Below are 11,822 nucleotides of genomic sequence, written 5' to 3'. Positions count from 1 at the left end.
ACGATCCAAAAATTAACCAAGAGACAATAAAACTACTTGATATTCAGTGAATAAGAAATAGCCTCAGCGCAAATTATTAGGCAGAGTTTACAGCGCAACACCCACCAATATTGAACAATTTTGCATCATTGACTTGTGTTTGTCCCCCCATCGCTGTTATTTCTAAAAGGAGTCAATCGATGGGAGCAAGCGATGAGCCACATTATTACTGCGGAGCAAGTGCTGCATTTCTGGTTTGAGGAAATCTCACCTAAATCTTGGTGGATAAAAGATCACGAGTTTGACGCCCTTATCCAGTCCCGTTTTGAAGAATTGCTTAAACAAGCAAAACGGGGCGAGCTTGCCGATTGGCGCGTCACCCCTCAGGGACGGTTAGCCGAAATCATAGTGCTGGATCAATTCTCCCGAAATATCTATCGCGACACACCCGCTGCCTTTGAGGCCGATACTATCGCGCTCGTCCTTGCCCAAGAGGCCGTCGCCCAGCAGGTTGACCAAGCACTTAAGCCAAAACAGGTGCCCTTTTTATTTATGCCTTACATGCATAGCGAGTCGGCCGTCATTCATCAGGTCGCCGAAAAGTTATTCAATCGAGAAGCGGCAATCGCCAATTTAGAATTTGAGCTTAGACACAAAGCCATCATTGACAGATTTGGCCGTTATCCTCATCGAAACAAGATATTAGGCAGAGAATCCACCACAGATGAAATCGCCTTTTTAACCCAGCCGGGGTCCTCTTTCTAAGGACTAGTTGCGCCTTTGCTAAATAAATTAAACAAGACTATAAATTAGCAAACTACACTTATTGCAGTAGGTCATGGAGCGGCCAAAACTGGTTGGTGACTCACTAAGAGGTATTGATGAGTGATGAGACAGGTTAATTTTGCTTCGGCTTACGCTAAATTTTGCCATATTCGCTACCCGCTAATGGGGCTAATCGCCCTATTTCATCCCCTAACAAGCAAAGCTGATGAACTCAAGATAGGGGTCAGTGTGTCAATCCCTCCCTATGTGATTCAAGAGACCAATAGTGGCTTAGAGCTTGAATTACTCTACAAAGCCCTCGCCGTTAAGGGACATAATGCCAGTATCCATTATTTCCCCTTGGCGCGTACCTTTCATGAGCTTCGAAAGGGCAATCTCGACGGCATTATCAACATCAAAGAAGGCATGGTAGATAACGTATTCTACTCCGACGTCGCGATCCGCTATCAAAACTGTGCCATCAGCCTCGATGAACATAAGTTCGCTATCAACAGTGTCCAAGACCTCGCCAATAAAAAGGTAGTCGCCTTCCAACGGGCCTCTGTGTTGCTTGGCGAGGAATTTAGCCTGATGGCAAAAGCCAACAGCGGCTACCAAGAACAGGCGAGGCAAATACAACAGGTCTATATGTTGATGAAACACAGGGCCGATGTGGTAGTGATGGATAAGAACATTTTTAAATACTATCTCAAGCAGGCATTTATCGAGGGGAAATTGACCGAGGCGGAAATCAAGCAAGTGGCTATTTGCAATCGTATTTTCCCGCCAACGGAATATAAATTTGCCTTTTTAAATGAACAAATTCGGGATGACTTTAATCTGGGATTGAAGCAGATCACCGAGGATGGAACCATCAACGCGCTACAGGAAAAATATCGACGTTTCGTGTCCCTCGACAACGATGCCGAGGCCTCAAATACCCTGCTCGACCACACAGTGTTAAAGCATGATCCGCTCTAGTTTTTACTTAACCACTAATACTGGGCATTTTGCCAGTCTCACTACATCTTGGCTCACATGGGGTTTTAAAAAGTCAGCCAAGCCGCTACTACCGTGACTGGCGAGAACCACCATACCTACATCGGCGGCTTCGGCTAAGATCTCTTCGCTCGCATCGCCGTGGCGAACAATGCATTTGATATTAAGGCCAGGCTTTAATCCTAGCTGCATCTCCTGCTGTAGGCTCTGCATTTTTTCATCGACAAATTGCGCCAGCTTTTGCTCCAATGCCGCTGGAGTCTCCACAGCTACACCGTAAAAATGGGCGCTTCGTGCGGGGCTAACGACATGTAACAAGCGGATATCCACCTGATAAAGATTCGCCATTTCAACCGCATATTTAAGAGCATGGGTGGCAGTCGCCGAAAAGTCCGTCGGGCATAACACTTCTTGAGTACGCATAATCTTATCCATCGCTGATTGTTGTTTCGCCCAATATTGGGGGCAAATCGCATTGCTGATAATCTGTATTTTATAGCAGTAAATCGGCACAAGCAGCTAGGGCGTAAAATTAATTATGCTTTAGCAATCAAAAACAAAGGGCGCCTTAGCGCCCTCTTGTACCTGGGTTAAACGCTATTTCACTACCAGTACGGGGCAAGCTGCGCCATTGGCAACGGCCTCGGCAACATTGGTATGTAAAAAGTGCGAGATCCCCGTCCTGCCATGGCTGGCAATCACCACCATGCCCACGTCTTTGCCATTCGCCTCTTCGAGGATCTGATCGACGGGATCGCCACGGCGAATTAAGGTCGTGATAGGTAATTCGGTTTTAAGGCCCTCGAGTAAAGCCTGCATCTTAGTTGCGGCGGCTTCTTCCATACTCTTAGCGAGCTCTTCTGGCGTGATCGCTAAGATCATATAGTTTTCGTCACCCAAGGGTTGCTCTACAACGTGTAAAATCTTTAGCCCTACATGGTATAGATTTGCCATTTCAATAGCATAACGTAGCGCATGGGCCGCAGTTTCCGAAAAATCGGTGGGCCAGAGTATTTGACCTGAACGCATAATCTGTTCTCCTTAATGGCTAGTCATCGTGAAGCTCATCTTTGAGCCAAGTAATAGCATCCAGCTTATCGACAAAAAACTTAACCTCTGCCGGAGTAAACCAGTTTGCCAGTTTTGCCATCACCTCCTGTAGCGTCGTTTTACCAACTATGGCAATCCGCTCAAAGTGGCGAACATGCTTAACCCCTAGTTTTAGATCGTCCCAAGCGGCTTGAAGTTCCCAACCATCGAGCTCAGTAACATCGACTAAGGCATAAATATCGGGATCTTTTACCCCAGCTAACGCGGCTTCGAGCACGGGCACCATCATCTCATAATCCTGATGAGTTAAAGTGCCAACGGCTTTAAAGGCAACAAAAAAATCATCATCGCCATAACGCTCAATACCAACAGAAATTCCATGCTTTAACAAAGTCATACCCACTCCTTGTTTAACAAACTACTATTTCAGTGTAGAAGTTAAGCCCACTTCGGGCCGTGATCTTGCTCATAAATGCACCAGAATACTTGCATATGCTCACTCTATTCGCTAGGATAAACCGACTAATCAGTCGGTTTATTTTTATACGCCACAAATCACGTCATCAGCTCAAGACTTGCATCCGAGGAATTACTATGAATATGGCAACAGACCCAGCAAAAATCTCGCCACTCACCGAGTTACTCCAACGCCAACGTGCAAGTTACTTGGCCGCTCCGAATCCCGATTACGCTATCCGTAAAGAACGCTTAATCCGCCTTAAGGCCACCTTGCTGAAATTCCAACAGCCACTCGTCGAGGCGCTGTCACAGGACTATGGCCACAGATCGGTCGACGACAGCTTGATTTCCGACATTATGCCCGTGGTCAATAACATCAATTACAGCCTGAAAAACCTGAAGAAATGGCTCAAGCCAAGCCGCCGTCATGCGGGTATCTTACTCGCCCCCGCCCAAGTGAAAGTGCATTATCAACCACTTGGGGTTATTGGGATAATCGTGCCGTGGAACTTCCCCGTCATGCTCTCCATCAGCCCCTTAGTCACGGCCATCGCCGCTGGCAACCATGCCATGCTCAAACTCTCGGAATTCACCCCAGCGACCAATAGTGTCATTAAGCAATTGCTTGCCGAAGTGTTTGAAGAATCCCATGTTGCCGTGGTCGAAGGGGAAGCCGATGTCGCGGCGCAGTTTTCAGCCCTGCCCTTCGATCATTTGCTGTTCACAGGCTCAACCACAGTCGGTCGCCATGTGATGCGCGCCGCCGCCAATAATCTCACGCCAGTGACTCTCGAGCTGGGCGGTAAGTCGCCAGTGATTATCGCCCCCGATATGCCACTTGAGATAGCAGTAGAACGAATGATTTATGGTAAGTGTTTGAATGCTGGACAAATCTGTGTAGCACCTGACTATGTGCTTTGTCCTAAGGCGAAAGTGGCAGAGTTTATCCAAGCCTATCAGACGAAATTCCAGGCCATGTATGGCGCCATTACCCAAAACAAAGATTACGGCAGCATCATTAATGCCCGTCAGTTTGAGCGTCTGCTAAGCGTGCTTGAGGATGCCAAGGCTAAAGGGGCTAAGGTGATCCCCGCCTCGAATGACGTGATTGATAGCCAGCATCGTAAACTCGCGACTCAGCTCATTACCGACACCACTGAAGATATGCTACTGATGCAAGAGGAAATCTTCGGCCCACTGCTGCCAGTGATTGGTTATGACAGCCTAGATGAGGCCATTAGCTACGTGAACCATCGCGCCCGCCCCTTAGCCCTGTATGTGATGAGCTTTGATGAAGCGAGCCAACAAAAAATCCTCAAGCAAACCCATTCCGGCGGTGTGTGCATCAACGAAACCGTGTTCCATGTGGCGGCCGATGATGCCCCCTTTGGCGGTATCGGTCCATCGGGAATGGGCCATTACCACGGCAAGGAAGGATTCCTCACCTTTAGTCACGCTAAAACCGTGCTCAGCCGTGGTCGCTTCAACACGGGTAAGTTTGTCCACCCTCCCTATGGTACTTTTATCCAACGCATGTTGATGAAGCTGTTTTTACGCTAATCGGATCGCTTAGGAGGGGTTATGCCGAGCTTATTACCAACAGATACAGACACTAAACCCATGACAGATAAACGTCAGGCCATTTTAGAGACCGCCTTACGCTTATTTGTCGACCAAGGGTTTCATGGCACCTCGACCGCATCGATAGCCAAACAGGCGGGCGTCGCCACGGGCACCCTGTTCCATCATTTTCCGACCAAGGAAGCACTGATGGAAAGCCTGTTTCTTACCATCAAGCAAGAATTTGCCGATGCCTTGTTGTTAAAGGTCGGTGAGGGGCAAGACCTTAAGCACAATGCCGAAACGCTTTGGCAGAGTGCGATCGATTGGTCGATTGAAAACCCAGTCAAACAATTGTTTTTCCAGCAGTATTCTATGTCGCCGCAGATAGCAGTGCATATTCGCGAGCAGGCGATGAACAGCATCTTAGGGTTTATCGCGCAATTGATAAAACAGGGACAACTGATGGGGTTGATTGCTCACTATCCCGTTGATTTGATGCTTGAAAACTGTCATGGCCAATACTTGGCCGCCACGCGCTTTTTTATCGATAACCCAGAGCTAGGGGAAGATAAAAAATACCGCGATGCCAGCTTCGCGCTGTTTTGGAAGGCATTACAGGCCGATTAACCATAAAAAAACCGAGCCAGACATGTCGCAGGCTCGGTGCTTGTTATCGCAATGGGAATTAACCTTGGCTCAACTCCTGCTGTCTTTCAGCGGGTTGTGTCATCTGAGCCTGACTCCAATAACCTTGCTTAATACCCTTATCAATCAACTCGGCGACCGCGAGTTCGATGGCCTGCAGCACGCAAAATTGCACAGGTTCGTTAGTGGTAAAACCGACTTCAGCCTCGGCCAAACGATTCAAACTGGTATAGCGGAACAGGCCTGCACGCATTTCCTGCGATAGCACTCTCTTACTCGTAGATACAGACATCATCACTTTACCCGTGTGCACATCGACCGCGCGCAGATAGATAGTGACTAAATCCTCACGGTACATTTCCGAGGCGCCGATGCCATAGTATTCCACCCCAGTACCGCCGGTGCTGGTGTTGGTCTCGTAACTGATAATGCCACCTTCTAATAGCAATCTCGCCGTCGATAACACCGGAATATCATCGCCCTTAGTGCCATTTTGTTTGTTGCTAATTTTGCGCTCGGTTAGCAGGTTTTGCAGGCCCTCACGCTCGACGGGGGTAAACCATTTCGAGTCGAGCAAGGTTTGCATCAGCATAGAGGTTGCCCCTTGCGTGACTGCCGTGGAGAAGGAACTCACGTTCGCTTGAGGCTTATACTGGCCCGTTTGGTCGCGAAATGAATACACGGCCACAGGGATAGGAAACTTCGGCCCAGGCTGACTCTGTAGTTCCTTCATCACCTCACTCACGGGGTTCACCTGTGCGGGCGTGATATTTAAGTCAGGCTTTGGGATCAAACTACAGGCTGACATACTCAGCAGCATCAGGGCGATAAAGATGAAACGAGTCATTAGTTTCCGCCTCCGAAGGTTGGCATTTCAATCACTGTCACTTCACCGGTTTCGATATTAGTGATGGTCAGCATCACCCCAGTGCCAGTGGAGGCCACTTCAATACGAAAATCACCGGTATCGTACACCCCATCGGAGATCTCCCCATCGGCCACGCCACGGGTGATGGAGTTGATGATGTTACGTTCTAAGGATTCCTTAAAGCGGGTAACAAAATCCTTCTCGGTCGAGCTGGCTTTGTTATCGTTTTGAGCCTGCGCTTTATTCAGCAGAAAGGAGCCATTGAGCGGATTACCGCCGAAGCTGGGATTCACAGGGGTATAGATTAATTCGGTTGCTTGGCTTGTGCATGCCATGCAGAGCACGGCAAGAGAAAGTAACGTCCTGTAAGTCATTATAATTATCCTAAAAGTCGTCCGTTGTTCCTGAAAAATCACCCGTAATAGCATTGGCTCGAACCTGAGCTAAGTAATCAATGGTCAGCAATATGGCCTGCTCTGCGCTTTCCTTAATCGGATTGGCGCGGCGGCCAAAGTGCGTGGTGTAGATGCGCGTACCGTTGACCTCTAAGGTTAAAACCGTGCCCGCCTGTGGAAACACAGTCTCATACAGGGTCACGTTAAAACCTTGGGTAAAGGGCAATTCGCGCCAATAACTTGAATAGTAAAAGCCAAAATCCTTACCAAAACGGGTTAAGGTTCTGTCTATGACTAATCCACTGATTTCAATGTCATCATCGGCCAACACACAAGGGGCACTGACAAACAGCAAGGGACACAAGATGCAGACGAACAACCGCTTTTTTAACGATCTCACTTTCCTCTCCCTGTCGATGAAAGCCACCCATTGCGCGATATCCAAAGCCGAACCAAGGACAAGCCCTTAGTCAACATTTTCGCTTACGCAGGGTAACAGGACAGCCGATCTGTCGTCATTAGAGGGAGGGGCAAATTAGCCCGAAAAGCTAAGGTAAAAACCGCAAAATAGCCCATTTGGGTAATACATTCGGCTGAGGAGTGAAACCTCTTGATACACACTTAAAGGCGGTTTATTGCGGCAGCCACAAATGTACCGACAGACCACCGTCGCTGCGATTATGCATGCTAATGCTGCCATCGTGGGCTTCGATAATCTCGCGGCAAAGGGGCAAACCTAACCCCGTGCCCGATTGTTTAGTCGAGTAAAAGGGCAATAGGGCTTGTTCTAACACTTCCTCGGACATACCGCTGCCGCGATCCTCGATTTTGATACTAAAGCCCGCCCCATCCACCATGGTTTGGTGGCGAATCGAGAGCGTGACTTCATCGGGATTCGAACCTGATTCATGGGCATTTTTGAGTAAATTCAGCAGAACCTGCTCCATTTGCCCTTGGTCGAAATAGCCCATCTCTACGGGTAACTCATTGGCTAAGGTAAAAGGATAATGTTGGGTTAAATGTTCGATAAGCTGCTGCCACGGCACATCACGTCGCTGCGGTAAAGGCAGTTTAGCAAAGCGCGCATAATTGAAAATAAACTGGCTCAAGTGATTCGTTCGACTCTCTATAGTGTCGAATATCAGCTTAAGCTTGGGATTATCGAGATCTTTCGTCAGTAAACGCCCCGAGTTCACCATGGAGGCGATGGGCGCGACAGAATTATTCAACTCATGGCTGATAATGCGGATCACCTTCTTCCAAACCGCCACTTCCTGACGATTGAGTTCTCGGGTCATCTGCTTGAGCAAGATTAAGTTATGTTGTTGGTTATTCAGTAAAAACTGGCCACGGCTCAGATACCAAGTCTCAGTATCATCCTCACCCATGGTAAACAGGCCGCTCTTTTCTTGCTTAAGGGCCAAGGCAAGCGCTTCGGGTAAGTCTTGCAGCAGCTCGTCGAGGCTCAAGCCTTCCATCTTGCCTTTGATATGAAAAAGATGCCGCGCCGCATCGTTGGCATACATGAGTTTTTGGTGGTCGTTAAACAGCAGCATCACATTCGGAGAACTTTGAATCACTTTATCCAGCAGCAGTTCCCGCTGGTAAATATATTGCCGTTCTTGGCGCAGCTTAGCCGCCGAATCATTGAATAATTCCGCCAATGCTTTCAGCTGCCCCTCACCATTTGCCGGAATGCTCACGCTAAAGTCATTGTCGTTAAAGTTGAGTAAACCAACCTCTAAGGCATTGAGACTGCGAGCTAAATGGCGAGTAAACCAAGCAACCCCAAGCGCGCAGCTACCACAGGCCAGCAGCAATATCAGCAGCATGTCAAATACTGCTGGCATCGACTGAGTGTGTTCCGACAGGCTAAATTCGGCGGGGATCACAGGTTCAACCGGCGCAACCATAGGTGGCGCCTCAATAGGATGGGGGGCGGGACTAAAAAGCCCGTCCTTCAAACGATCGAGCTTATAGAGCTTAATCTGCACTTGCTCTTGCTTTAGTTGCTCTAACTTTTGTAGCTCGTGTTTGATTTGCTCTGTCTTCAAGCGCTCCTGCAATGAGAGTGCCTTTTGAAATTGCTCAGTATCCTTAATCGTCGATTCGATTGCGGCCACCGCATCTTCGAGCTGCGCCAAATCCAGCTCAGGCACGGTAATATCGGGCAACGTGTGCGGAGCATCCTCCACAAGAGAGGAAACTGACGAGCGATAACTCATGGTGCCTAGGGTGAGTAACACACCCAAAGCACAACAAACTGTTGAATAAATGATTAATTTTGTTCGCAGTAGCACGTTAATTCCCGCCTAATCGCCACCCATTATGCTGCCAATCGTTACTTCTCTAAGCCAAATTTGTCCATGCGGCGATACAAAGCTTGGCGACTCAACCCTAAGGATTTCGCCACGCGCGCAATCACTCCCTTGTGTTGCCTTAAGGCCATTTCAATCTGCTCACGGCTCACATCCGTCGCCTCATTGCTCTCTTGCTCAATCGGCGGATTCGCCATGGATTGCATCTCAAGTGGCGAGACTATGGGGCGAGTCTGCCCAAGGGGCGCGACGCTCATATGGCTAGCATGATGACTCGTTTGGTGGCTAGTTTGATGGTGGGCATGCGCGGGCGGTAAACCAAAATCGACTTCGGTTAACACTCGGCTTTTAGCCAACAGCGCTGCACGTTTGCAGGCGTTTTCTAGCTCGCGCACATTGCCCGGCCAGCGGTGCTGCAACAGGGCTTGCTGCGCTGGTTTACTCAGGCTAAAACCCTCGCCGACAAAATGCTTCACTAAGGGCAAGATATCGTCAATTCGTTGATTCAGCGGCGGTAAGGCCAATTCAATCACATTCAAACGATAGAATAAGTCCTCACGGAAACGCCCCTCGGCAATATCTTGGGCCAGATCGGCGTTAGTCGCACTGATCACCCTCACCTTCACCTTTAAGGTTTTATGGCTGCCTAAGCGCTCAAACTCTCCGGTTTGTAATACCCGCAGCAATTTCACTTGGCCCGAGAGCGGTAAATTGCCAATTTCGTCCAAAAACAGCGTGCCGCCATCGGCCGCTTCGAAGCGACCAATACGCGCCTTATTGGCACCGGTAAATGCTCCCGCCTCGGCACCAAAGAGTTCGGCTTCGAGCAACTCCATCGGCAAGGCGCCCACATTCACCTTGATAAAAGGTTTGTTTTTTAAGGGGGAATTGGCGTGAATAATATCGGCAAGCTTGTCTTTACCCGCACCATTGGGGCCGGTGATCAACACAGACACATCGGAGCGCGCCAGTTGCAAGGCTAAGTCGATACAGCGCTGCATGGCACCACTGCCAAACACGATTCCGCAGAGATCCGCATCGGCGATCGCCACCTGACGCTGGGAATTCACTCGCTCAAGCTGCTGGTTTGCACGGGCAAGTTTATGTAACGCAATTAAATTAGTGATGCTGTTGAGTAACTTAGCATCATCCCACGGTTTACCCATATAGTCGGCGGCGCCCGCCTTAACTAACTCGACCGCAGTTTCGAGCTGGGTCCATGCAGTCATCAGGACGATCGGCAGATCTTGCTGACGCTCACGCAGGGCATAAAACAGCTGCCGCCCTTCTTCACCCGAGGTAGTATCGCGGGTGAAGTTCATATCTTGGATAACCAAATCAACATCTTGGGTTGCCATTAGGCTAAGGGCATCTTCGGGCGTATGACAAGTCAACACCTGATAACCATTGATCTCCAGCATTAAGCCTAAGGCCTGACAGATGGCATGGTTATCGTCGACAATCAGAATAGTGTCCATGTGAGCATGTGCGTCCAGAGTAAAACTATTAACCTTAAAGTAACAAAAAGTGCAATAACATCCTAATGTTATTGCACTTAATGCCCTTCATCCTATTTAAACACTGCGGGTGGCTGTCGCAGGAGAAATCTTAGCGGCCTTGCGAGCTGGCAAGTACACCGCAAGGGTGGTTACCGCAAACAACCCCGCCACAGTCAGCAATGGATAGATTATCTCCAGCATCGGCAGGCTATAGAGGCTCATCAATTGCTGGCCGAGCTGAATCGCTAACAGCACACCAATGCCACCGCCGAGCAAGCAGAGCAGATAGTTCTCTACGAGGAAGTAGCTGATAATATCCCGTTTTTTCGCCCCTAACGCGCGGCGAGTGCCAATTTGCTTAGTGCGGCGCTGGATATTAAACATCACCATGCCTGTCACCCCAAGGGATGTGATCAGCAGCAGTAACACCACCATCATGGTCAGTACGGTTGCCATTAACTCATGGTCACGGTACGCCTCGATACGACGCTCTCCCATGGTCGTAAAACCTTCGACCACGCGGCTTGGATATTCCTTATGCAGCAGTTCGGGTATGACTTCTTTTAGGCGAGCCATATCGCTCGACTTAGCTCTCACTAAATAGCGTTTATAGTCAGCGGGATAATTCACCGACAACACTGAGCTAAACTCCAGGTTTTTGTTATCTACCCACGCCGTTTGTAAGCGCTCCAACACCCCAATCACCACAAAGTGCTGAGTGCCCATATATACGCTCTTGCCGAGCGCGGTCTCATTCGGCCATACCTTATCGGCAAAGGCTTTGGTGACGATCATCTTGCCACCATCTTCAAGCAACTCTGTGGTGATCTCCTGGGGATAGAAGTTGCGTCCTTCGACTAACTTCAGTCCTAGGGAGTTGATGAAATGCTCATCACTCATATACATGCCCGTATTGGGCGTGGATTTAGCGCGCTCCTCTGGCCCCAGCGTAAAGTTACTCGACCAACCGCCACCGCTCAGGGGAGCCATAGAGGTGGGTGCCACATCGATAACGCCCGGGATCGCACGGATGATCTCTAAATCTCGTTTATCCTGCGCGACTAAATCCGTTGATTTATCAAAATGATAAATACTGAAATCGAAGACTTCGCTTTCAACAATCCCCGAATCCCGCGCCATTAAATTCAGGCGTTCGGCGATGATAAAGCTGGCATTCGCGACGATAGCCACAGATAAAATGATCTGTAATAACAGCAACAAGGGGCCACTTTTACTGCGTAATAAACTGCTAAGAATAGGTTTGATATGTAACATATTGCCC

13 protein-coding genes are annotated in these 11,822 nt (G+C 49.0%); 4 read left to right on the top strand and 9 right to left on the bottom strand.

Going from position 1 to position 11,822, the window contains the following annotated elements; all coding sequences use genetic code 11:
- Positions 1-192 precede the first annotated feature (192 nt).
- Both SHEWMR4_RS04550 and SHEWMR4_RS04545 read left to right on the top strand, forming a co-directional pair.
- Positions 193-744, top strand: coding sequence for a DUF924 family protein (locus SHEWMR4_RS04550; RefSeq protein ID WP_011621672.1), 552 nt, complete (start codon positions 193-195; stop codon positions 742-744).
- Between the two features lie 123 nt (positions 745-867).
- Positions 868-1,725: a substrate-binding periplasmic protein gene (locus SHEWMR4_RS04545; RefSeq protein WP_011621671.1), complete on the top strand. Its 858-nt coding sequence runs from the start codon at positions 868-870 to the stop codon at positions 1,723-1,725.
- Between the two features lie 3 nt (positions 1,726-1,728).
- Here SHEWMR4_RS04545 and SHEWMR4_RS04540 read toward each other — a convergent pair whose 3' ends face one another.
- The 3 genes from SHEWMR4_RS04540 to SHEWMR4_RS04530 form a co-directional block, all read right to left on the bottom strand.
- Positions 1,729-2,166 (bottom strand): universal stress protein, encoded by a 438-nt coding sequence (locus SHEWMR4_RS04540; RefSeq protein WP_041408705.1) that lies wholly within the window; start codon positions 2,164-2,166, stop codon positions 1,729-1,731.
- A gap of 174 nt (positions 2,167-2,340) precedes the next feature.
- Entirely contained in the window at positions 2,341-2,772 is a 432-nt protein-coding gene (locus SHEWMR4_RS04535; RefSeq protein WP_011621669.1) for a universal stress protein, read from the bottom strand.
- A gap of 19 nt (positions 2,773-2,791) precedes the next feature.
- Positions 2,792-3,190 (bottom strand): STAS/SEC14 domain-containing protein, encoded by a 399-nt coding sequence (locus tag SHEWMR4_RS04530; RefSeq protein WP_011621668.1) that lies wholly within the window; start codon positions 3,188-3,190, stop codon positions 2,792-2,794.
- Positions 3,191-3,387: 197 nt separating this feature from the next.
- On the opposite strand from SHEWMR4_RS04530, the gene SHEWMR4_RS04525 reads away from it, so the two are divergent.
- Together SHEWMR4_RS04525 and SHEWMR4_RS04520 are read left to right on the top strand one after the other, a co-directional pair.
- Positions 3,388-4,812, top strand: coding sequence for a coniferyl aldehyde dehydrogenase (locus SHEWMR4_RS04525; RefSeq protein ID WP_011621667.1), 1,425 nt, complete (start codon positions 3,388-3,390; stop codon positions 4,810-4,812).
- 21 nt (positions 4,813-4,833) lie between these two features.
- Entirely contained in the window at positions 4,834-5,442 is a 609-nt protein-coding gene (locus SHEWMR4_RS04520) for a TetR/AcrR family transcriptional regulator (protein WP_011621666.1), read from the top strand.
- 58 nt (positions 5,443-5,500) lie between these two features.
- Here the strand turns inward: SHEWMR4_RS04520 and SHEWMR4_RS04515 are convergent, their stop codons facing one another.
- The 6 genes from SHEWMR4_RS04515 to SHEWMR4_RS04490 form a co-directional block, all read right to left on the bottom strand.
- On the bottom strand, positions 5,501-6,307 hold the full coding sequence (locus tag SHEWMR4_RS04515) for a CsgG/HfaB family protein (RefSeq protein WP_011621665.1): 807 nt from the start codon (positions 6,305-6,307) through the stop codon (positions 5,501-5,503).
- Positions 6,307-6,702 (bottom strand): curli assembly protein CsgF, encoded by a 396-nt coding sequence (locus SHEWMR4_RS04510; protein WP_011621664.1) that lies wholly within the window; start codon positions 6,700-6,702, stop codon positions 6,307-6,309. Before SHEWMR4_RS04510 ends, SHEWMR4_RS04515 begins: the two co-directional genes overlap by 1 nt.
- A 10-nt stretch (positions 6,703-6,712) precedes the next feature.
- On the bottom strand, positions 6,713-7,123 hold the full coding sequence (locus SHEWMR4_RS04505; RefSeq protein WP_011621663.1) for a curli production assembly/transport protein CsgE: 411 nt from the start codon (positions 7,121-7,123) through the stop codon (positions 6,713-6,715).
- A gap of 232 nt (positions 7,124-7,355) precedes the next feature.
- Positions 7,356-9,023 carry a sensor histidine kinase gene (locus tag SHEWMR4_RS04500; RefSeq protein ID WP_011621662.1) on the bottom strand — a complete coding sequence of 556 codons (1,668 nt, stop codon included), beginning with the start codon at positions 9,021-9,023 and terminating at the stop codon, positions 7,356-7,358.
- Positions 9,024-9,064: 41 nt separating this feature from the next.
- A complete protein-coding gene (locus SHEWMR4_RS04495) occupies positions 9,065-10,519 on the bottom strand; it encodes a sigma-54-dependent transcriptional regulator (RefSeq protein ID WP_011621661.1) in 1,455 nt (484 codons plus the stop codon).
- 96 nt (positions 10,520-10,615) lie between these two features.
- Entirely contained in the window at positions 10,616-11,815 is a 1,200-nt protein-coding gene (locus SHEWMR4_RS04490; protein WP_011621660.1) for an ABC transporter permease, read from the bottom strand.
- Between the last annotated feature and the right edge of the window lie 7 nt (positions 11,816-11,822).

It is taken from the genome of Shewanella sp. MR-4 (assembly GCF_000014685.1).
GTDB lineage: Bacteria > Pseudomonadota > Gammaproteobacteria > Enterobacterales > Shewanellaceae > Shewanella.
The sequence above is the reverse complement of the archived record's forward strand: the minus strand, read 5'-3'. Positions and strand labels throughout refer to the sequence as shown.

Excerpts from the sequence above, each read along its gene's own strand:
- SHEWMR4_RS04490 (WP_011621660.1), bottom strand. The coding sequence starts at position 11,815 with ATGTTACATATCAAACCTATTCTTAGCAGTTTATTACGCAGTAAAAGT.
- SHEWMR4_RS04535 (WP_011621669.1), bottom strand. The coding sequence starts at position 2,772 with ATGCGTTCAGGTCAAATACTCTGGCCCACCGATTTTTCGGAAACTGCG.
- SHEWMR4_RS04510 (WP_011621664.1), bottom strand. The coding sequence starts at position 6,702 with ATGACTTACAGGACGTTACTTTCTCTTGCCGTGCTCTGCATGGCATGC.
- SHEWMR4_RS04495 (WP_011621661.1), bottom strand. The coding sequence starts at position 10,519 with ATGGACACTATTCTGATTGTCGACGATAACCATGCCATCTGTCAGGCC.
- SHEWMR4_RS04520 (WP_011621666.1), top strand. The coding sequence starts at position 4,834 with ATGCCGAGCTTATTACCAACAGATACAGACACTAAACCCATGACAGAT.
- SHEWMR4_RS04515 (WP_011621665.1), bottom strand. The coding sequence starts at position 6,307 with ATGACTCGTTTCATCTTTATCGCCCTGATGCTGCTGAGTATGTCAGCC.
- SHEWMR4_RS04545 (WP_011621671.1), top strand. The coding sequence starts at position 868 with ATGAGACAGGTTAATTTTGCTTCGGCTTACGCTAAATTTTGCCATATT.
- SHEWMR4_RS04525 (WP_011621667.1), top strand. The coding sequence starts at position 3,388 with ATGAATATGGCAACAGACCCAGCAAAAATCTCGCCACTCACCGAGTTA.
- SHEWMR4_RS04550 (WP_011621672.1), top strand. The coding sequence starts at position 193 with ATGAGCCACATTATTACTGCGGAGCAAGTGCTGCATTTCTGGTTTGAG.
- SHEWMR4_RS04540 (WP_041408705.1), bottom strand. The coding sequence starts at position 2,166 with ATGCGTACTCAAGAAGTGTTATGCCCGACGGACTTTTCGGCGACTGCC.
- SHEWMR4_RS04530 (WP_011621668.1), bottom strand. The coding sequence starts at position 3,190 with ATGACTTTGTTAAAGCATGGAATTTCTGTTGGTATTGAGCGTTATGGC.